This is a genomic window from Paracoccus sphaerophysae (assembly GCF_000763805.1).
In the GTDB taxonomy this organism is placed as follows: Bacteria; Pseudomonadota; Alphaproteobacteria; order Rhodobacterales; family Rhodobacteraceae; genus Paracoccus; species Paracoccus sphaerophysae.
The window spans coordinates 1-18,111 of sequence record NZ_JRKS01000058.1; the positions used below are offsets into that span (position 1 = coordinate 1).

The 18,111-nt window shown below is 56.5% G+C and carries 20 protein-coding genes and 1 pseudogene; 7 read left to right on the forward strand and 14 right to left on the reverse strand.

The genetic code is table 11. The features are described 5' to 3' along the window. Positions 1 to 126: 126 nt before the first annotated feature. Positions 127 to 402, reverse strand: a pseudogene (locus tag IC63_RS13430) (transposase); the annotation flags it as partial. A 493-nt stretch (positions 403 to 895) separates the two neighbouring features. Between IC63_RS13430 and IC63_RS17590 the strand changes: the two are divergent. Further along, positions 896 to 2,044 carry a Hint domain-containing protein gene (locus tag IC63_RS17590; RefSeq protein WP_156965488.1) on the forward strand — a complete coding sequence of 383 codons (1,149 nt, stop codon included), beginning with the start codon at positions 896 to 898 and terminating at the stop codon, positions 2,042 to 2,044. A gap of 177 nt (positions 2,045 to 2,221) precedes the next feature. Further along, positions 2,222 to 2,761: a recombinase family protein gene (locus IC63_RS13440; RefSeq protein WP_036721075.1), complete on the forward strand. Its 540-nt coding sequence runs from the start codon at positions 2,222 to 2,224 to the stop codon at positions 2,759 to 2,761. On the opposite strand, the gene IC63_RS17595 is transcribed toward IC63_RS13440, so the two are convergent. After that, positions 2,758 to 5,184: an SIR2 family protein gene (locus tag IC63_RS17595; RefSeq protein ID WP_084115878.1), complete on the reverse strand. Its 2,427-nt coding sequence runs from the start codon at positions 5,182 to 5,184 to the stop codon at positions 2,758 to 2,760. The two genes, IC63_RS13440 and IC63_RS17595, sit on opposite strands and share 4 nt — an antisense overlap. A gap of 252 nt (positions 5,185 to 5,436) precedes the next feature. Between IC63_RS17595 and IC63_RS13450 the strand changes: the two genes are divergently transcribed. From IC63_RS13450 to IC63_RS17605, 3 genes are read left to right on the forward strand one after another with little or no spacing between them, the layout of a single operon-like run. Beyond that, the gene (locus IC63_RS13450; protein ID WP_036721080.1) at positions 5,437 to 5,736 is read left to right on the forward strand and encodes a transposase; all 300 of its coding nucleotides are present in this window, start codon (positions 5,437 to 5,439) and stop codon (positions 5,734 to 5,736) included. 8 nt (positions 5,737 to 5,744) lie between these two features. After that, the gene (locus tag IC63_RS17600; RefSeq protein ID WP_156965489.1) at positions 5,745 to 6,125 is read left to right on the forward strand and encodes an IS3 family transposase; all 381 of its coding nucleotides are present in this window, start codon (positions 5,745 to 5,747) and stop codon (positions 6,123 to 6,125) included. Next, positions 6,122 to 6,451 carry a DDE-type integrase/transposase/recombinase gene (locus tag IC63_RS17605; protein ID WP_232222614.1) on the forward strand — a complete coding sequence of 110 codons (330 nt, stop codon included), beginning with the start codon at positions 6,122 to 6,124 and terminating at the stop codon, positions 6,449 to 6,451. The genes IC63_RS17600 and IC63_RS17605 overlap by 4 nt, the downstream gene beginning before the upstream one ends. Positions 6,452 to 6,512: 61 nt before the next feature. Here the strand turns inward: IC63_RS17605 and IC63_RS19260 are convergent, their stop codons facing one another. The 5 genes from IC63_RS19260 to IC63_RS13475 form a co-directional block, all read right to left on the reverse strand. Then, positions 6,513 to 6,830 (reverse strand): ribbon-helix-helix domain-containing protein, encoded by a 318-nt coding sequence (locus tag IC63_RS19260; RefSeq protein WP_408633574.1) that lies wholly within the window; start codon positions 6,828 to 6,830, stop codon positions 6,513 to 6,515. After that, a complete protein-coding gene (locus IC63_RS13460; RefSeq protein ID WP_036721083.1) occupies positions 6,823 to 7,479 on the reverse strand; it encodes a nucleotide-binding protein in 657 nt (218 codons plus the stop codon). The genes IC63_RS19260 and IC63_RS13460 overlap by 8 nt, the downstream gene beginning before the upstream one ends. A gap of 362 nt (positions 7,480 to 7,841) precedes the next feature. Continuing rightward, a complete protein-coding gene (locus tag IC63_RS17610; RefSeq protein ID WP_084115884.1) occupies positions 7,842 to 9,569 on the reverse strand; it encodes a plasmid recombination protein in 1,728 nt (575 codons plus the stop codon). A gap of 282 nt (positions 9,570 to 9,851) precedes the next feature. Further along, positions 9,852 to 10,265: a DUF2442 domain-containing protein gene (locus tag IC63_RS13470; RefSeq protein ID WP_036721087.1), complete on the reverse strand. Its 414-nt coding sequence runs from the start codon at positions 10,263 to 10,265 to the stop codon at positions 9,852 to 9,854. Continuing rightward, the gene (locus IC63_RS13475) at positions 10,252 to 10,500 is read right to left on the reverse strand and encodes a DUF4160 domain-containing protein (RefSeq protein ID WP_036711231.1); all 249 of its coding nucleotides are present in this window, start codon (positions 10,498 to 10,500) and stop codon (positions 10,252 to 10,254) included. The genes IC63_RS13470 and IC63_RS13475 overlap by 14 nt, the downstream gene beginning before the upstream one ends. A 796-nt stretch (positions 10,501 to 11,296) precedes the next feature. On the opposite strand from IC63_RS13475, the gene IC63_RS17615 reads away from it, so the two are divergent. Beyond that, entirely contained in the window at positions 11,297 to 11,728 is a 432-nt protein-coding gene (locus tag IC63_RS17615) for a hypothetical protein (RefSeq protein WP_232222615.1), read from the forward strand. 13 nt (positions 11,729 to 11,741) lie between these two features. Beyond that, a complete protein-coding gene (locus tag IC63_RS13480) occupies positions 11,742 to 12,584 on the forward strand; it encodes a hypothetical protein (RefSeq protein WP_036721089.1) in 843 nt (280 codons plus the stop codon). A 241-nt stretch (positions 12,585 to 12,825) separates the two neighbouring features. Here IC63_RS13480 and IC63_RS13485 read toward each other — a convergent pair whose 3' ends face one another. The 7 genes from IC63_RS13485 to IC63_RS18205 all read right to left on the reverse strand — a co-directional run bounded on the left by IC63_RS13485 (position 12,826) and on the right by IC63_RS18205 (position 17,893). After that, the gene (locus IC63_RS13485) at positions 12,826 to 13,299 is read right to left on the reverse strand and encodes a PepSY domain-containing protein (RefSeq protein ID WP_036721090.1); all 474 of its coding nucleotides are present in this window, start codon (positions 13,297 to 13,299) and stop codon (positions 12,826 to 12,828) included. 240 nt (positions 13,300 to 13,539) lie between these two features. Continuing rightward, positions 13,540 to 13,956: a hypothetical protein gene (locus tag IC63_RS17620; RefSeq protein ID WP_198026327.1), complete on the reverse strand. Its 417-nt coding sequence runs from the start codon at positions 13,954 to 13,956 to the stop codon at positions 13,540 to 13,542. A 193-nt stretch (positions 13,957 to 14,149) separates the two neighbouring features. Further along, the gene (locus IC63_RS13495) at positions 14,150 to 14,509 is read right to left on the reverse strand and encodes an H-NS histone family protein (RefSeq protein ID WP_052042240.1); all 360 of its coding nucleotides are present in this window, start codon (positions 14,507 to 14,509) and stop codon (positions 14,150 to 14,152) included. Further along, complete coding sequence (locus tag IC63_RS17625; protein WP_198026328.1) at positions 14,506 to 14,796, reverse strand: HNH endonuclease family protein; 291 nt, start codon at positions 14,794 to 14,796, stop codon at positions 14,506 to 14,508. Before IC63_RS17625 ends, IC63_RS13495 begins: the two co-directional genes overlap by 4 nt. 327 nt (positions 14,797 to 15,123) lie before the next feature. Next, positions 15,124 to 15,906: a polysaccharide pyruvyl transferase family protein gene (locus IC63_RS17635; protein WP_084115890.1), complete on the reverse strand. Its 783-nt coding sequence runs from the start codon at positions 15,904 to 15,906 to the stop codon at positions 15,124 to 15,126. A 3-nt stretch (positions 15,907 to 15,909) separates the two neighbouring features. Beyond that, complete coding sequence (locus IC63_RS17640; protein ID WP_084115892.1) at positions 15,910 to 16,827, reverse strand: glycosyltransferase family 2 protein; 918 nt, start codon at positions 16,825 to 16,827, stop codon at positions 15,910 to 15,912. Positions 16,828 to 16,831: 4 nt separating this feature from the next. Beyond that, the gene (locus tag IC63_RS18205) at positions 16,832 to 17,893 is read right to left on the reverse strand and encodes a hypothetical protein (RefSeq protein ID WP_156965490.1); all 1,062 of its coding nucleotides are present in this window, start codon (positions 17,891 to 17,893) and stop codon (positions 16,832 to 16,834) included. Between the last annotated feature and the right edge of the window lie 218 nt (positions 17,894 to 18,111).

Here is an 18,111-nt window from a genome sequence, read left to right on the forward strand (position 1 = left end):
CACAACCAACATCTCCTGACTGCTCCCCCAATGCCTTTGGGAAAGCTTCTGAGCAGAATTATCAGGGGGGTCACTTTTGGACGCCGATCACCCCAACATAGGGGTCAAACTTGCATGCCGTTTCACAATCATGACCGTCTTCTCGTCGGTGCCTTCGGACGCCAGCCCCATCATGATCCGGGCGAAGACCCCCATGTCGCCCCACCGCTTCCATCGGTTGTAAAGCGTCTTGGCAGGGCCATACTCCCGAGGGGCGTCGCACCACCGCAAGCCATTGAGATTGATGAAGATTATGCCGCTCAGGACGCGTCGGTCATCAACGCGCGGCTTGCCATGGCTCTTGGGAAAGAAGGGCCGCAGCCGCTCCATCTGCTCGTCGGTCAGCCAGAAAAGGTTGTCCATCATCACCCCCGTCAGTTCGGGAGCTTGAATCACGCGGGCCAGACTGACTCAAGCAGAACAATAGGTCCTGACCTTAGGGGCACTGAAGAATAAGCTGGCCTTTCTGGCAAAGACCAGATAGATTGATGGTGAAAAAGAAGCGCCCGGCGTGATTCGTGCTGCGGGCTGGTCTTGTTGGCTCTGTGCTTTCCAAACCGCCTCTCACTTTCTTTCGGGCCTCTAGCTAAGGGGTGGAAGAGATGGCGGCCTATTATTCGTCAAGCAAAAGTTTACTTCCATCTGAGCGTCGGCGTATACACCGCGTCGGACAGAGCCGTTTTATGCTGCGTAAAGCAGCACGATCACGACGATTTGCCGTGCGTGTTACGATGCCATGCAGCCCCAGTGGAATGATGCAAACGGCGTAAACAACCATAGAATCCCGCTGGGCGAAAGTTCAGTAGTGGATGAGCTATGACTCAAGAATCTCAACCACTCAACAAGGAAACAGTGAATGGCGGACAATAGCATTTATACAGGCCCCGTATACCTCAAAGGGGACATGATGGCATGGAGCCCCACCCAGCCCATACAAACTCCAGGACTCAACCCTGGTGATCCCGGGCATGGCATGATTGTAGAAGATGCACGGACGTTTGTGCCGGAAGACGACCTGCTTCGTCTGGTATGGTATCAGAACAACAATACAACTGCCACCGAATTTCAGAATGGGCAGTTTTGGCGAGTCGAAAAATACGACCCAAGCACTGATTCAGATGGAGACCCGTATACAGGAAACGATGGGTGGTCGGTTCAGTATGACAAACTCAAACTCGTACCGAAGCACGATCTAGTGAATAGTGTAGGCGGCGGAGACGAATACATCGTATTTGAAATCCAAGGTACGAATGGGCAACATTTACTTTACGATCTCAATGGCGGCCTTCCAAGCGTCCCTACCGACCTTACCTATCTTGCAATAGATGAAAATGGCGATCCAAATCGCGGCGACAATGATGGCAACCTTGATTTCTACGACGCGTATGAGGCCGCACCGTGCTTCACTCGGGGCACGCTGATTGACACCGACCGCGGCCCGGTGGTGATCGAGGATCTGGCCGAAGGCGATCTGGTGGTGACGCGCGACAACGGGCTGCAACCGATCCGCTGGATCGGCTCGCGCCGGCTGGGGGGTGGGGACCTGGCCGAAAAGCTGCGTCCGATCCGCATCCGCCGCCATGCGCTGGGCACCGGCATCCCGGCGCGCGATCTGCTGGTCAGTCCGCAGCACCGGGTGCTGGTCCGTTCCAAGATCGCGCAGAAGATGTTCGGTACCAACGAGGTTCTGGTCGCCGCGAAGCAGCTTTGCCAGATCGACGGTATCGACATCGCGGATGATCTGGCCGAGGTGGAATATTTCCACATGCTGTTCGACCGGCACGAGGTGGTGATCTCGAACGGGGCGGAAACGGAATCGCTGTTCACCGGACCCGAGGCGCTGAAAGCCGTCGGCCCGCAGGCGCGCGAGGAAATCCTGACGATCTTCCCCGAACTGGCCGACCGCGACTATGCGCCCGTCGCCGCGCGACCGCTGGCCTCGGGCCGCATGGGCCGCAAGCTCGCCGTCCGCCACGCCCAGAACCACACGACGCTGGTCAGCTGACGCACTGCGAGCAGTTCTTAACGAGTATTGAGCCGGGCCACTGGCCCGGTTCTTTTATGCCTTGAAACCGCCGTTTTTGTCCCTGTCTTCCCGGAACACCCGCTACAAGGACTTAGGCGGGACAAAACCCCGTGACAAAACCTTTGCAGTTTAGGGAGGTTTTTGTCACAATGCGGCATGATCCTTGGCTATGCCCGCGTATCGACCGAAGACCAGAACCTCGATGCCCAGCTCGATGCGCTGAAGGGGTCGGGAGCGCAGCGCATCTTCTCCGACAAGATCAGTGGCTCGCTGCGCAAGCGGCCTGAGCTTGATCGTCTGCTCGACCAGCTCCGCGAGGGGGATGTCATCGTCGTCACAAAGTACGACCGCCTGGCGCGCTCCCTGCGCGACCTGCTGGACATTGTCGAGGTCATCAAGGCTCGCGGTGCGGGCTTCCGGTCCTTGGCGGAAGACATCGACACGACAACGCCTGCGGGTCGTCTGGTCTTCCATGTCTTCGCCTCGATCGCTCAGTTTGAGCGCGAACGGATTTCCGAGAGGACCAAGGAGGGCCTGGAGGCTGCCCGCAAGCGTGGCCGCTTTGGCGGCCGCCCCCCTGCCCTATCAGAGGCACAAAGGGACGAAGTGCGGCGGATGCGCGACGAGGACGGCCGCGCCCTTCCCGAGATCGCCAAGCTCTTCAAGGTTAGCACCAAGACCATACGGCGCGCCTAGTTTTCATAGACTTGAACGCCCATCTCTTCACCTACCCGAAGGTACTTAGAAATGATCCCCCTTAGTTCAGGATCGAGCAAGCGTTCCTGAGCCGCGGCCGCAGCGAGCATCGCATCCTCGAACATTTGCGGCTTTCCAGTATACCGGTACCAGTCAACGCCGGTATCGAGATACACGCGGTACATGTTCTTATCGTCCGGATATCTTTCCAGGCACTTAACTGCCATCGCAGCCGCCTCGCTCACAAGCGCAGCCCTGTCCTCATCCTGAATAGCTAATGCATGTTTAGCAATTCCAAGCTTAAGCCTAATTTTATAGCGAAGCACTGGCCCATCGGAGCTAAGCTCCCGCTCAAATATTCTGATTTCGCCCTCGGCAACATCAAAGTTCTCCAGAACAATAAGGTTATGAATAAGCCTGTGCCTCGGTACACGCAAATTCGGTGCACTAGATATCATGCGTCTCAGCAGTACGTTCTGGCGATGCCTGTCTGCGATACGGGTAATCCCTGTCTCAAGATCGCACATATCGGCAATCGACTGCGCTTCAAACCGATAGGCCGGATTGATAGTTCCAACCACTCGATCGAAAAGGTCATAGAGGTCACTCTGATCTGCATACTTATACTTTGCAAGTATGCTGGCAATCAACGGGTGCCGGACCCTCCATCCATAAATTCCATCCTTCTCACTTACCGTGTACTCTTCAATGATACCTTCTAGGTCACCAAGGACCCGCTCAACCTTATCTGCTTCGAGACCTGTCAACCGTCGCACAAGCTCTCGATGGACTCTTGTTCCGATCGCCTGCATACCCGCTACTACACGGTAGATGTCCTGTAGATCGTCGTTAAGTGAAGCGAACTCCTCAAGTATGATTGTGTCAATTCCCTGAAAGCCAAAAATGTTCTTCATGCAAACAAACATATCTGCATCGCAGCGCTCTTTCAGGCGCTCTAACCTTTGGGTACGACTGAAACCAAGAAATGTATCTTCCACCAGACCACGAATTTCCTTTGACGTTTCAAGAAGGTCTAGGAGGCCATTTATTTCTGCTACCGAGAGTCTTGAAAGCTCATACTCCTGTCGGTTCTTGAACAGCTCCGCTGACTTTAGCCTTGGATTCCAGTGCGGACGGGACGAAACCAAGATTAGACGAAGAGACCACGAGCTTCTAGAAGCAAGCAACTCAATCAATCGATTTAGGTCACGCAGAACAAGGTGCGCATCATCTACCAGGAGAACGCCAGTCTTTTTCCGCTTCCCGAGCTCATCGTTCACCTTCACCCAGTCATCCACTTCGAAGGCGAAGTCGGACTTGTGCTCCCAACATTCAACGTCCCGAGAGGTGAGCCTTAGTAGCGCCATCCGGGCAGCTGTTGTCTTTCCAACCCCTGCAACGCCAAGTATCACGGAAATTGGAAGTCTGCTCGGATCAGTGTGCTGAGCTTCAAGCTCATCAGCGATCTCTCGACCAAAAGTCCAGCCACGAGAGATATCAGCGAAGGATGCTGACCGCCCGCTAAACATCCTTTCCAGGTGGCTAGTTTGATTTGCGAGCTCTTTCGAAACCGATAGGGTAGCGGGCTCTAGCAGCGGTGCCACGCCCAACACATCGGTCGTAACGGACATAACAAGCTGTTCTGCAGGGGCCACCTTGAGCAAGGAACTGAACAGCTCGTCGATACCACCAAAGCATACAGTCAGCCCGCGAGCCTGAAAGACCGTTGCTAGATCATCGTTCCTTTGGAAGATGAGTAGGTATATCTTACCTGGCGCACCTGCTGTGCTTTTAATCTTCTGAGCTTCATCAACCAGTGACCGAAGGTCTGGATCGACAAGTGACTGTCCAACAATTAAGACGGACTTCGTAAACAGCATGTCCCTCAGTCGAGAGTATAAAGCCTCTCGATATACTGTCACCTGGTCATAGTCTATAGAAGTAATGATAAGGCGTGAGTTAGAGTTATCACTTACATCTTTGTCAATAGTACCATGAAACTTGAAAAGCTCTTGCTCTCCTCGTATCCCATCACCACGAAAATCATGATTAGAGGAATAAACCCTGATTGGTAGATTGTGCTTTCTATATGCCTTTTCGACCAAGTCATCGTAGTTTGTCGTAAAGATGCTGGCCCAACTGAACCGCGGCAGAGTCATCAAACCACCAGTCGGCTGCAAAGGCGCGATGCGTTTACGTATCGACATCACAAGTTGATATCTTTCATTCCTGGCCTCAATAATAGTAGCCAGATCGGCAAGACCATAGCTTTCAAAGCTACTGACACCAAATTCACGACCGAGCTGATCTCGAAGGTCGTTCCCTGTTGGTGCGCCAGACGGTATTGAGGCCCCGGCTCCAAGTACCAGTACCGTTTGCTCCGGATTGATTTGTCGAGCAAGAATGTTGATGTCGATCGCCATGCTAACTCCTGGCGGCCACCGCCGCGATATGTGCGGCGAACTCAGTCACAAAGGTCTTCAGCGAGGTGAGCTACTCCCCAACTCTTGGACAGTTTTCCGGCTGACTTAAGCTACTGCCTGCACCTGCTGATCGGTTTGGGTTGCGTTGAAGTAGACCACAGCGGGCGATTGTGAGCTACCCCCCGAAAATCGGACAGTGACGGAAGCTACGATCTGAAGTCTGCTGATCTCCAAGCACGAGGAGATCAGGACATGTCGAAACGCAGGAACCACGATGCGGCGTTCAAGGCGCGTGTGGCGCTTGAGGCCGTGAAGGGAGAGCGCACGGTGTCGGAACTGGCCGCCGAATATGGCGTGCATCCAACGATGATCCATCAATGGAAGCGGTCGCTGCTGGAGGGGGCCTCAGGCATCTTCGAACGCGGTGGCAAGGCCGCTGTGGCGGCAGAGGTTGCCGAAGAAACAGTTCGTGACCTGCATGCCAAGATCGGAGAGCTGGCTGTCGCCAACGATTTTTTGTCACGAAAGCTCAAGCCCTGGACCGGGAAGTGAGGCGTGGCATGATCGAACGGGCCCATCCCAAGCTGTCGGTCGGGGCGCAGTGCCGCCTGCTGTCGATCTCGCGATCGTCGTTCTATTACGCGCCGCAGGGTGAGACGGCGATGAACCTCGACCTGATGCTCTTGATCGACAAGCAGTTTCTGGACACGCCATTCTACGGCGTGCGGCAGATGACGTGGCACTTGCAAAATGAGGGCCATGCCGTGAACCAGAAGCGCATCCGGCGGCTGATGCGCCTCATGCGTCTGATGCCGATCTACCAGAAGCCCGACACCAGCAAGCCCGCCAGGGGCCACAAGACTACCCCTATCTGCTGGGCGGCATGCGGGTGGAGCGGCCCAATCATGTCTGGTGCGCCGACATCACCTACATCCCGATGAGAAAGGGCTTCCTGTATCTGGTCGCCATCATGGACTGGTCCACCCGGAAGGTGCTGGCTTGGCGCATCTCCAACACGCTGGAGACCGACTTCTGCATCGAGGCGCTGAACGAGGCGATCCACAAGTTCGGCCCGCCCGAGATCATGAACACGGATCAGGGCAGCCAGTTCACGTCCTTCGCCTGGACCGACCGGCTGAAGCGGGTCGGCACCCGGATCTGCGCACTTCGCGCCGGCATCATGCTCCTGAAGGATACCGATAATCTGTTCCTCGGTCCGTCGTGCCTTCTTCATCTTCGTCCGTCCTCTCGTTGGGCCGGACTCTAGTCACAGATGGAGGAAAAAGCCCGTGGCAGGTCACTCTGCGGAAGCGGAGGCTATAGGTCATCTAGGCACCATTCCGGCTGCTGGGGGCGATCTCCGGCTTGTTGTAGGCGGCGAAAAGCCGATTGAGGCCTTCAGCCAACATATCCTCCATGCTCCGCCCCTGCTCCGCCGCTAGAATTTTGAGCTGATAGCGCACCTGCGGCGGGTAGTGGCCGGTGATTGCCTTTGTGCCGGACCTGCTGGGTTGTGCGCCCGCGGGTTTCGGGGCCCCTGGTTCTTGAGCAGTTATGAGGCTCGGAACATCGGCAGCGACAGATGTCCCGCGGGTACTGCCAGCAGCCTCGCGCATAGCCTCGACAATGGTAGGGCGCTTAGACATGTGCCGCCCCCTGCTCCGTCGCGCCGGCGAGTCCTACAAGTATACTTGCATACTCATATACTTTTCTGATTTCCTCGGCCGCCTTGCCGCGCATATCGATCTCCGATGCGCCCGCGCCTTGGGCATAGGCATCTTGGAAAGCAATGCGATCGCCTATCGTGGTCGGGCAGACCGGTATTCCCTGTTGTTCGAGCCATTGCGCCGTCTCAGCATGGCGGCTGCCGAAGGGCTTTACCCGGGTCAGGACGGCGGCGCGGGGCTTGTCGCCCGCAAGGTTGATGAGGTCGTTGGTAGCCCGGATCGTCTTGAGGTCGATCACCGAAGGCTGAAGTGGGACCAGTACGAGATCAGCAACACGCGCGCCGGCAAGCGCAGCCTGCTCGGTCCGTCCGGCAGTGTCGATGATCAGCAGATCGACACCCATGTCGCGGGCGCGCTGCACTACAGCCTCAATCCGCGCTGGCTGTGCGTCGATCACGGTGGGGGCGTCCTGCTTACGGATGTCGCTCCATTCGCAAGCGCTTACTTGTGGATCGAGGTCGATGATGGCGACGGTTAGCCCGGCGGCAATAGCCTCTGTTGCCAGCGAGATGGCGAGGGTTGTCTTACCGGTGCCGCCCTTCTGGCAGATGAGGGCGATTGTTTTCATGTCAACATGTCTCCCTGTCTTATACTCTAGAAGTATACTTATCTTCTTGTATGCTTGTCGCTATTCTTGAGCAAGAGGGCAGGAGCAGAATTAAAGTCATGGCGCGCATTTCGGACCGGGCCGGGGGCATCAGCAGCTTGCGTCTACGTGGGGCGTGCAGGAGGAGCCTCATCCAGAAGGGCAGGGGATTCGCGGCTCAGCGCGATGAGTGAGGCGCGGACAAGCCCGTCCACGTTCTCCTCACCTCGGTACGCAAGTTCCCCGCCCGCCCACTTCCCAAAGCAGACGATCCGGCAGAGTAACGGCCAGCTTCTCCTGTCCGCAGAAGCCAGCAGCGTGATAGTCGCGGTTGGTGACGCGGCTCATGGACCAGACGGACCTGATGGGCGGGACGGTGGCTCGGAGGGCTTAGAGGCGGCAGGGGTTTGTGCAGTTCTGCTGGCCCAAGCGGCATTCACTTTTTCAGCAAGCGGCGCATATTTTTCACCTAGCTCGCTTTTGATGATGGACTGCATCAATTGGAAAAATGAATGACGCTGCTCCAGTTCTATTTTCAGCTTAGAATTTTCATCCTGCAGCGCTTTCAACGCCTGCGGAGTTGCGGCTTGTCGGATTTCTTCAGCTTTCTGCTTTGCCTGGTCGATGACTGAGCGCGCCGTGCGTTGTGCTTCCGCTGCCTGCCTCGCAAGACGTTCGCGTTCAGAGACAGCATAATCTGCCACGTGGCGGATTGCCGCGAACACGGCTTTGATGAAGCCCTTGAGGGAAGCTGATTGCGGCAAGCGTCTTCCGCCTTGCTGCTCTGAGTCGAAGGCGGTGCCGAACTCAAATCGTTCAAGGCGCGTGGGGTCTTTGCCGATCTCTCGACGAATGTAATCGGGAGGAGGCAGGTCTTTTGCATCGGGATCGCCTGGGCGTGCCGGGTCGTGGAGGGCAGCGGGGTCAGAGCGGGCAAGGTCCATTGCACGCTGGATCAGGTCGTCGGCGCGCTCATAAGCCTTCTTGGCTGCTTCGAGGCGGGCTTCGTCTGCGGCGATCCGTTCTTTTTCGAGGTGGGCTTCTTCCAGGGCAAATTGTTCGAAGGCGGCTTTCTGGCGGTCCAGGGCTTCTTGTTCACGGACCCTGGCGGCTTTTTCGCGGTCTTGCGCGGCGGCAGCTTCGGATTCTGCGGCGCGGGTTTTGGCGGCTGCTTCGTCTTTGCGCTTCTTGTTGTGCGCCAGGTTGGCAGCAAGACGAGCTTCTTCCTGCTCGGCTTCAAACCGGGCGGCCTGAAGACGGCGGGTGTAGGTCTCGATGTTGGCATTCAGCTTGGCGAGATCACCTTTTCCGGCTTCGATCCTGGCTTCGGCCTTCTCGATCAGCCGGGTGTTCTTCTCGATCTTCTCGTTGAGGGCGGCGAGCGTGGAGCGGGCTTTTTCAAGGTCGGCCGCTTGGGTCTGATGGAGCTGGGCGACGGTCTTGTTTTTGACCTGTGCGGGGGTGGCACCGGCTTCAAGGCGGTTTTCCTTGCTGAAGCCGCGCTCAAAGCGACTGTCGAACCTCTGCATGACTTCGGCCGCGATGGTCTGCAGCTCGGCGAGGGCATGGCGTCGTGCGGTCTGGGAAAGCGGGTTGCCGTCGAGGTCATAGCCCGGCATCTGGAAGTGGGCATGTTCGGCCTGTTCGTCACGGTGCAGAACAAGGCCGGTGACGGTGGTTTTCAGGCGGCTGGCAATCCGGTCGGTGATGGTTCGAAGCGCGCGATCCTGTTCCTCGTGGGTGAGTTCTGCCCAGTAGGTCTGCGCGATGTGTCCGAAGGTGATGATGCCGACGTAGCCCACGGCGGCATTGGATTTCAGGCTGCGGGCAGTGGCACGGGTAGACCGGCGCTCCAGGGCGATCTCGCGCAGATGAGAGCCGGTCAGCGGCTCAAAGATCACCCGATTGAGGTGGGTTCGGGCGGGATCGACATAGAAGGGCTGCGCGCCTTTGCGGAGGTCGTGGGCGTTCTGTCCGCCAATGGTGCTGGCGGATGCAGACTTCACCCGGACAGAGACGGCGCGTGGATTGCCAGAGCCATCTGGTGACGTTGTAAAGTGGGCATCGCTCATGGCGAGACGTCCGAAAGAGACATGACAGGCCGGGAAATTATGGTGTCTAAATTAGGTTATGGCCTAACCTACTGGCGATAGCGTTGCTATCTGTAGGCAAAGGGGGTGTAGCACGCTACCCCCCCTTTTGAAACCCCCCGTCCGGCTGCGCCGGTGGGGCCAGCCCCAGACCCCGCCGGGGAAACGCGCGTTGCACTGTTTCCCCCGTCCCCTTCCCTGCCTGCCCGCCTGCGGCGAGTGGGGCTGCTGCCAGGGCTGTCGCCCTGGCGCAGCCCCCTTGCGTCATGCCGTCGCCGTCTTGGGCGGACGCCCGCCCTTGCGCCCGTTGGCGCGGGCAGCGTCCGCCTTGGCCTTGCTTGTGGCTTTGCCGCCGGTCGCGCCGAGTTGCGCGGCCATCCAGCGGCGCGACCCGAACACGCCCTGCATCAGCGCCGGGACATAGACATCCGCGTCCAGCTTCGGCCAATGCAGCCCGAGACCGGCGGGCGTGACCTCGATGTCGGCCAGATCGTCGGGGGCGGCATCGGCCAGCCCTTCGACCAGCTCGACCGGCACGGCCAGCTCCACCCCGTTGTGCAGCGAGACGACCACGCGCCCGTGCTTGCGGTCATATCGGGCTGCAACGGCATGGCCTGCCTGCCGGGTCGCGGCGGCGCGGGCCTGGGCTTCCTCGAACTGCTGTTCAGTAATCGCCATGAATCGCGCTCCATTCGCTGCACAGGGCGGTGATGTGCGGCCCCAGATCGGTTTCGATGCGCCGCACGTCCTTTGTCGTGAACCCGTAGGCTTCCCGCAGTTCTGGCGGGCCGTCCGGGCAGTTCAGGATGAACACCGCCTCGCCGCCCTGTCCCCAGACGTGGACATGCGCGGGGCGATGGTCAGCGGGATAGATCACCACGCGCAGAGCATTGAGGCGCAAGACGGTCGGCACGGTGGCAGCCTATCAGAAACCCAAGCGGTTAGGAATATGATTAGCCGACCGTGCGGCTTGGCGCAACGGTCGCAATCAGGGCGCGACGGTCCAGCCCAACCCTTCCTTCATCCCCAGCAAAAGACCTAACCACCCGCGCAGGTGGTACAGGCAGGTCGCCCCGGACTAACTACCCGTAGGGCCGCCGAAGGCGGGTCCGGGGTCGAGCGCCCGCATGGGCGCGAGCCTGCCCTAGAACCGCCCTAGCAGCCTCTGTGCGGCCCGTAGGGCCGTCTTGGCTGTTAAGTTGTTATAACCAATATCGCTATATTGAGCGCTTCGCGCACTCTTATGCGGCAAGGCTTTTCAGCGCAGCACCGCCGTTCGGTCGGGGGGTTGCCAGCCCTATGAGGGGCGCGCCCCCCCGATGCCCGCAAGCGGGCACGGCACTGGGCTGAAAAGCCGCCTTAGATAAGAGTAAGAAGGGGAGATCATCAAAACCCCTTATTTTGCTGAGTCATGAGCGAAGAAATCCTGACTTCGAGCGAAGAAATCCTGACTTCGAGCGAAGAAATCGCTATTGTAATCTTCGCTCGCGAGTCGTATAGACTTCGCGCAAGCGAAGGTTTGGTGCCTATATTTCTTCCTCTCGAGCGTAAAGTTCAAAACGCAATAGACAACAGGAGCGGCCGTGAGCAGGACGTCGATCAACCTTCGAAAACTGGATTTTTCTCCCGTCGAAAACCCATTCTTGGAAGGCTCGGAACTACGGACCCGCTACAAGACGGTCAGGACTCGAACCGCACCGCGGGACTTGATGGATCCCGACACCGGCGAAGTGGTGGGTCAGTCTGTAATCCACGTTATTGAAGAAAAGGACGAAGAGCATTTCGTGAAGGTTTTTGCCGAAGGGGTGAAGGCTGCCTACGACCTGTCACGGACTGGCTATCGTGTGTTTCAGGCCGTTCTGACAGAATACCAGCGATCAAAGATGACCGGGGGCTATTCAGACTCGGTCAACCTGATCTGGTTTGATGATGGTTTGAACGGCCACTCACTTGATATGAGCGACCGCACATTTCACAACGGCTTGAAAGAACTGATCCAGAAAGGTTTCCTCAAGCCAAAGTTACCGAACCAGTTCTGGGTCAACCCTGCCCTTTTCTTCAAGGGGGACAGGGTTGCGTTCCTGCGTGAATACCGCCTGCGATCAGTAACCAATGGGCATCGTGCGCTAGGTCGCTCCTGACACCGTACCTGATATGAGCAAGCGCAACGCGATATCCCCACCGAATTTTCCGGCATCTACGGGCGAAGCCGTCATCTACTACGCTGACCATGACGGCCGCGCGGTGATCGGCGAGGGCGATACATCGTTTGAAACGAAATGGTCCCGGAGCGGCAGTCAGAGCATCTACGTCTTGAACGATCCTCTTGGCATCCGCGGCGTCGCCATAGCGCCCGATACCCGCTCGGCTGGGGAGGTCACAGAGACGATAGCGGCCGGGCTCAACTACACATCCAGACATCGTTGCCCGCGTAAAGGCCAGGTCGCCGTCTTCGAGAATACCGCAGGGCGTTTCCTTGCCGCAGAGGTGGTCGACGTGCGCTCCGAAGGCCACGGCGATGACGAGGACCGTCTTGTTCTGCGCTATGCCGTCGTGCCGACCGATAAGGATGCGGCACAACGCGCGGAGATCATCCGCATGGTCCGCGACACAGAGGAGGAACTTCGGCGCCTCCAGCCTGGTGATACGTCACCGCCTTCCGCTCATGGGGGCATCGGGCACAATAACCCGCCGGAACCGACACCGCTGACCACTGTGGAATGTGACGAGACCATCTCGGTGCTACAGGAGGTTCTTGACGTGAGCCGAGAGGGTGGGGATCGCATCTTGCTTACTCGCCTCGTGCGTCATCTGCGGGATGTGGCGAGTAAGATCGTCAGATGGGCAGCCCGCAAGTGCGATCTGGCCGCCGACGCGTTCGCGCAGCAGGTAGGCAAAACGCTGGCCGAAGGGAAGTTCCTGATTGCGGCCTGGGTAGCACTTTCGGGGCGGCTGGATCATCTGCTGGCGCTGCTCAGTCGGTGGGCAGGTTTTTAGACGCCACCCGCGTGAGACGGTGAGGAACTCGCTATCCCTTTGCTGCGCGCTCAGTTCTAAAACGGCCGATATCAGTGAAAAACCCTCGGCCCCAGATGTTGTGAGATGGCCGTTGCCCGGCGCAGCTACGCGTGATTCCTTTGCCTGAGAGGGCGCGGAGGGCATGGCCATGATGGGACGTCTGTCGGCGCAGGAGGCGCGCCCCAACCGGGCGCCCCTTCGCATTTCAACGGCCTGGCGTTCAGCCGGCCATGTCGTCGTGACGCGTGAAGTTCGAACCGTCGGCGTCGATCTCGGCGTCGATTTCCTTGCCCTCGAAGGAACCTTCGAATTCATAGACGATCTTGCCCTGCGGACGGGTCGATTTTTCGACCATGGTGGGCGCAAAGCCAGCCAGTTCCTTGTCCAGCGTCGCCTTCACTTCTGCCGGGACGGCAGCGGCGTCGATCTCTTCCTCGACTTCCTCGATGGTCCCGTCGGCCAGCACGTCCACCTCGACCGTCTTGCCCGAGGCGAGCTTGCCAACAAGCTCATAGGTGTCCGTGCCTTCGTCGTCATCCATGCTGACCGATTCGAAGGTCACGCCCGGCGCAGCCTTCTGCGCGGCTTCCATAGCGGCGGCAGGAACGGCAGACAGCTCCATCTTCTTTTCTTCCTGGGCAAAGGCCGGAACGGCCAGCCCGACGGTCAAGGCGATAGCGGCAGCGTACTTCATCCGATTCTCTCCTATGGTTGTCCGACGCGCCCTCGGGGCCGACGGACACTCAGGATCGCGCGGGTTGGTAACGAGAGAGTTGCAGCAGGGAAACGACCGTGAATCGTTCCAGTGACGGGCGAGGTTCCGCTTGTTGCGCAGCACCGGCTGTCGACCGGGCCAGCCGAACGCCTGGCGGCCGGCCCGGGCATTGACGCGAAACCCTGGATCAGATGGCCAGCCGCTCCTTGGCTTCGTTGATCAGGGACTTGGCGATGATCGTCTGCTGGATCTGGGCTCAAGTGTCGCGGAATTCGAAAGAAACGAAAGGTTGCGCTTGTCGGCAAGGAGCGCGTGGTTGTGCGGATTCGGCGTTACGACAACCGCGCCATCACGGTAGGATTCCTGCAATGCCTTGTGCTCGGGCTGATCAAAGGCGAAATCGGTGACCCGGTTGTAAACGAGATCGATCGTCTTTCCGTCGACGCTGAGCTGACCATCGTCGTAGCTAAGGTGACCGGCGTCGGCGATGACCGCGTCTACCCCTCGTGCCGCCAAAACTTGCCGCGCGAGCACGAATTCGGGATAAAGATACTGTTCCGGCGGATTGTCGTCGACGATGGCGATGCGTTCTGGCGCGCCCGTTCCACGCTGCCGAATCCATTCGTTCTGGAACATGCGGAACGCCGCGTCCTCAAAGGATAGCAGCGTCGGGGGGATGTCCACTCAAGCGCCCAGTCCCGGTCTACCACATTTTGCGGCAGGGGTTTTTCACCGATATCGGCCGTTTTAGGGAAGGCGGTGGGACCCATGGGCATCTGGCAGGATACTGGGGGGGTCCCTTGGGAAGGGGCACGCCGCTGCGGTGGGATCAGGCGATGGTCAGGCTTTCCAGCGAAGCGCCCCCCTCAAGGGCTTCGGTCACCCAAGCTGGGCGGCGCCCGCGGCCGCTCCAAGTCTGCGCCGGATCGTTCGGGTTGGCATAGCGCGGTGCGCTCTTCTCCTGGGACTGCCCCTGTCCTCGCCCCCTTCCCCTGCCAGTTCGGCCTTGACCCAGAAGCTCAGCCAGGTCGAACCCGCGCTCGGATGCTGCGGCCTTGGCCGCCAGCAAAGCTTCCTCGCGCTGTCGGCGGGTAAGGTCGGCGATCTGCTGATCGATCCTGCGCCCCAGATCCTTCAGTTGCGGCAGGTCCAGCGCGTCCAAATCAATGTCAGTCACGTTGTCATTCATGTTCGTTGCTCCAAAATTTCTTCGGGTTGGGGCGAGTATGCCGGCGGCGTCGGCCAGATACTGATGGCCAAGTCTGCAAGTGATGCGCCACGTTCCTGGATCGTACTCTCATTCCAGCTGGATTTTTCCAGAATAGCAAGATTGAGCGCGAGCAGACTGTCTTTCAACCAAGTCCTCTTTAAATCAAACGCCGAATTGGATGCAACAGAATTTGCAGAAACAGTAACCAAGGTCAGATTCCCGAGTGCATGGATCAGGGCATCGCGAACGGCGATCCCGTTAGACATGGCCTCATCGATCCCCGACTGCTCATCGGCAGGTGCCGACCTCCATCCGGGAGGGGCCAATGCGTCGTCCATGTACGAGGCATGACATGCTCAATGGATATGTAAGAAGGACGAGGGGTGAAGACTGAGTACTTGGTGCGGGAGGACCACTCCAATTCCCAAAGAATATCGTCGCGAGCGAAGCTTGCGATCGTTGTATTGCAGCTCTGACGGCGTGCGTGGTCGTGGCGCTTCCGTGACGAACCTGGCCCATAATGCTTCCTTCCATTCCTGAGGAAAGGATCGCACCATCAAACCGTGGGATCAAACACGGGATCAAGGGTTGTCTTATACGACGCCTCTTAACGAGCTCAAAATGCCCTGTATCTCCCTGTCAGAGAATAAGAAGGGCTCGACAGTATCCGGATCCTTGTCAAAACTCATGAAATCGGAAAGGCTTAATTTGCTAAACGGCCCCCGGCCTACACCGGAGCAGTAATCGTTAAATTTAAACTCATGCGAATCATGACTCTTAATGTTGAGCCATACGCATGGGATTTTGTAACTGTCAGCAACAATTAGACCGTGGAGGCTTGACGAAATAACCCCGTGGCACGATGATATTTTGGAAATAACCTCCTGAACCGTTCCAGTTGGATTGATAAACAAAGCGTTTTTATCACGGCACCACTGGTGCAGCGCCTCAGTTTTTACGTGCGTGAAGTGAGGAACAACTCCCCATTTATATTCCTTGCGATTCGCTTTAAATATAGCTCGGCTAACAATCCCCGGATCACCAGTCAAAATTTTCCTATCGAGTGCTAGCGCGGATCGTGTGAGATGCCCACGAACGAGGATGGGCATAAGGGAGGAATGTAGCGGGCGGACGTTGTCCTTCATGAGTCCACTGCCCCAAATTATCAGTGGATCAGTCCGCTTGGCCCGATGTGCGGCGCGAGAAACGCTGTTTAGAATAGAACCAATGCTTGCCAGGTCGCACGAGGCAGGGTCGGCCCAAACCACTTTCCGCGATGTGGCAAACTCCACCGCATCCCTGCCTAATTCGTCGCCAAAGTTTCCAGGCAACGACCCTTTGCCACGACGAAACCAATAGACATTGAGTTCAGACATTTTTTACTGGTCCGTACTGATATTGCGAAGGTGGCTTTCTGGCTCCATCACGCAAATGAATCCGGCTTCAATACCTTTCACTAAGAAATCGGGAGACAGCACAGACATTTCATTGTAAACAGCGCGCAAGCCATCCTCGCCATTTTCTTGATAGGCTTTTAGGATGGCGTCTTGCTGTTTTTGTCTGTACTTCCCTGCGTTGGGGACAAAAACTGCACCAGATATTCTGCGGATATGTTTATCCTTCCATAAACTGTAGGACATGGTATCATAGTGCCGTAGAATTATCTTGTCAGTCTTTTTCCTCATTTCGAAACCTGGAACATCGTTCTGTTTGTGATGAAGCGGCATTCGTCCGGTATTTGCGCTCTTCTTGATAAAGGATTTCCCTTGCACATGGCCCCAAAACCCACATTTCCCAGCATATGACATTGCAGGAAACAGCTCTTTTGCTATTTTTTCGTATTTCTTTGGTTCCGCTGCATCGCCAAATCGTTTGAAGAAAGGGGTATTATATATCCCTTCATTTCTGGGCTCTTTGGAATAAACTGCTTCTCGAGGGGAGACGATCACTCCCCCAATGTCCTTACTCTGCTCCGACAGAATGTCAGCGATTGGAATCTGGGACCAGCACAACTCATCAATGTCGCAATGCATTATCCATTCCGCATTGGTAGAATTTTTTGCTTTTGTCGCGTTATACCTTTGGCGGTCCTCAAGGCCTGCGGGCCTCTTCTTGCCCCAGTACACCTCATCGCAAACAACCGATTTTACCTTATCGTTTGAAATATGTAGGATGAATGAAGGGTCGTCGAAATAGAGAAATATTTCCTTAGCGCCGATTGCTAGATAATGGCCGACAAATGCGTTTACCTGCCACTCTGGAGCTCTTACTGTTGAAACAACAGCCCAGCTAGACATGCTATTACGTCCTCGTCAAAATGCTATCCGGCCACTCGGAGAAAACCTCTTTGCGTGGCTTCGACTTTTCCATCGCCTTCCATTTCCTAAGATTGCTCAGTTCTTTGCGGTCGTCCAACGTCCAGGCATCTTTGTTTTTTGCTCTTATCTTCCGGAGTTGAACTTCTATGTCTGTTAAGGCTCGCGAGCGCTGGGGGAGATCATCCATCGTCATTTGCTCGTATGATTCAAATATCGTATATTCGGCGATGATATCGTCAAGATATCCAGAAAACTTTGTGTCTCTAAAAAATTTGGCGTTGTGGTAGTGAATTATGTATGGGTTCGCCGAGTCTATCCTGCTTATTTCGGAAGGACTGTCGTGTTTTCGCGATAGCGAAAAGTTCCATTCCTCACCAAGTTCGTTCACGTGCATTTCTGCCCTCGCAATACAGACTGGCAATGAAATCTGATCTAGCCAGGGGCGCTTGTTATGTATATTCTCATTTTCATCGATGCGCAAGGCCGTCTCAAGCCAAAGCGATGGGAAATTGTTCCCTTCATTTTCCTCGTCATTAAATGCAATAACTCCAGCGTTATAGTATGGCGCCGATATTGCGTTTGTCCGTACCATTTTCACTGTTCTGGTAGGATAAGGAAGGTCAAACATTGAGTATACATCGCTCCAGGCCTGGGAGAATTTTCCCCAGGTTCTTCTTCCTTCTGGACATACTGATACCGAGCCCTGTTTTATCAACTGGGAGGGGTCAAAGCCCCTCCATATTACTGTGTCGGTATCTAAGAATATCACCCCTCCGACCCTGTCTCGGGCGCAAAGAGCAAGAATTTTGTTTCCATGAGGATATTTTGTTAAAAATGGGGAATCTTGAAATTCAAGTATTCTCACGTCCGCCTTCTCTGCAAGATCAAAAAATTGTTTCGGCAACGCTGTGTATTTGCGATTGGGCACGCACGCGGTTATTCTGCAATTGCCAAGGCGCGCGCGGATCGATAGTATTAGTAATATCGCTTCAATAATCAATTTGGGGGGATCAACTACAAAGAGGATCTCGACGTCCTGTTTCATAGATAGTCATCCATTCTTTTAGATGCCTTGCGTGGCTGCGGGGCGTTTTGTTCTGTCTATTCAGTACTACGCGATGTTCGTCAACCGGCATTGATGATGTGACCGCCCCCCGACGGCATCTGATGTGCCAAGGTGGGTCTGCAACGATCCACAAAGGGGAGCGGTCATGTCGGAGATTATCACGGTCGGGCTCGATCTGGCGAAGAATGTATTCCAGG

Excerpts from the sequence above, each read along its gene's own strand:
- IC63_RS13495 (WP_052042240.1), bottom strand. The coding sequence starts at position 14,509 with ATGAATGACAACGTGACTGACATTGATTTGGACGCGCTGGACCTGCCG.
- IC63_RS19260 (WP_408633574.1), bottom strand. The coding sequence starts at position 6,830 with ATGTCTAAGCGCCCTACCATTGTCGAGGCTATGCGCGAGGCTGCTGGC.
- IC63_RS17640 (WP_084115892.1), bottom strand. The coding sequence starts at position 16,827 with ATGTCTAGCTGGGCTGTTGTTTCAACAGTAAGAGCTCCAGAGTGGCAG.
- IC63_RS17595 (WP_084115878.1), bottom strand. The coding sequence starts at position 5,184 with ATGGCGATCGACATCAACATTCTTGCTCGACAAATCAATCCGGAGCAA.
- IC63_RS17605 (WP_232222614.1), top strand. The coding sequence starts at position 6,122 with ATGAGAAAGGGCTTCCTGTATCTGGTCGCCATCATGGACTGGTCCACC.
- IC63_RS17590 (WP_156965488.1), top strand. The coding sequence starts at position 896 with ATGGCGGACAATAGCATTTATACAGGCCCCGTATACCTCAAAGGGGAC.
- IC63_RS17625 (WP_198026328.1), bottom strand. The coding sequence starts at position 14,796 with ATGTCTAACGGGATCGCCGTTCGCGATGCCCTGATCCATGCACTCGGG.
- IC63_RS13460 (WP_036721083.1), bottom strand. The coding sequence starts at position 7,479 with ATGAAAACAATCGCCCTCATCTGCCAGAAGGGCGGCACCGGTAAGACA.
- IC63_RS18205 (WP_156965490.1), bottom strand. The coding sequence starts at position 17,893 with ATGAAACAGGACGTCGAGATCCTCTTTGTAGTTGATCCCCCCAAATTG.
- IC63_RS13480 (WP_036721089.1), top strand. The coding sequence starts at position 11,742 with ATGAGCAAGCGCAACGCGATATCCCCACCGAATTTTCCGGCATCTACG.
- IC63_RS13440 (WP_036721075.1), top strand. The coding sequence starts at position 2,222 with ATGATCCTTGGCTATGCCCGCGTATCGACCGAAGACCAGAACCTCGAT.
- IC63_RS13450 (WP_036721080.1), top strand. The coding sequence starts at position 5,437 with ATGTCGAAACGCAGGAACCACGATGCGGCGTTCAAGGCGCGTGTGGCG.
- IC63_RS13470 (WP_036721087.1), bottom strand. The coding sequence starts at position 10,265 with ATGGCGATTACTGAACAGCAGTTCGAGGAAGCCCAGGCCCGCGCCGCC.
- IC63_RS13485 (WP_036721090.1), bottom strand. The coding sequence starts at position 13,299 with ATGAAGTACGCTGCCGCTATCGCCTTGACCGTCGGGCTGGCCGTTCCG.
- IC63_RS17600 (WP_156965489.1), top strand. The coding sequence starts at position 5,745 with ATGATCGAACGGGCCCATCCCAAGCTGTCGGTCGGGGCGCAGTGCCGC.
- IC63_RS17635 (WP_084115890.1), bottom strand. The coding sequence starts at position 15,906 with ATGTCTGAACTCAATGTCTATTGGTTTCGTCGTGGCAAAGGGTCGTTG.
- IC63_RS17615 (WP_232222615.1), top strand. The coding sequence starts at position 11,297 with ATGGATCCCGACACCGGCGAAGTGGTGGGTCAGTCTGTAATCCACGTT.
- IC63_RS17620 (WP_198026327.1), bottom strand. The coding sequence starts at position 13,956 with ATGTTCCAGAACGAATGGATTCGGCAGCGTGGAACGGGCGCGCCAGAA.
- IC63_RS17610 (WP_084115884.1), bottom strand. The coding sequence starts at position 9,569 with ATGAGCGATGCCCACTTTACAACGTCACCAGATGGCTCTGGCAATCCA.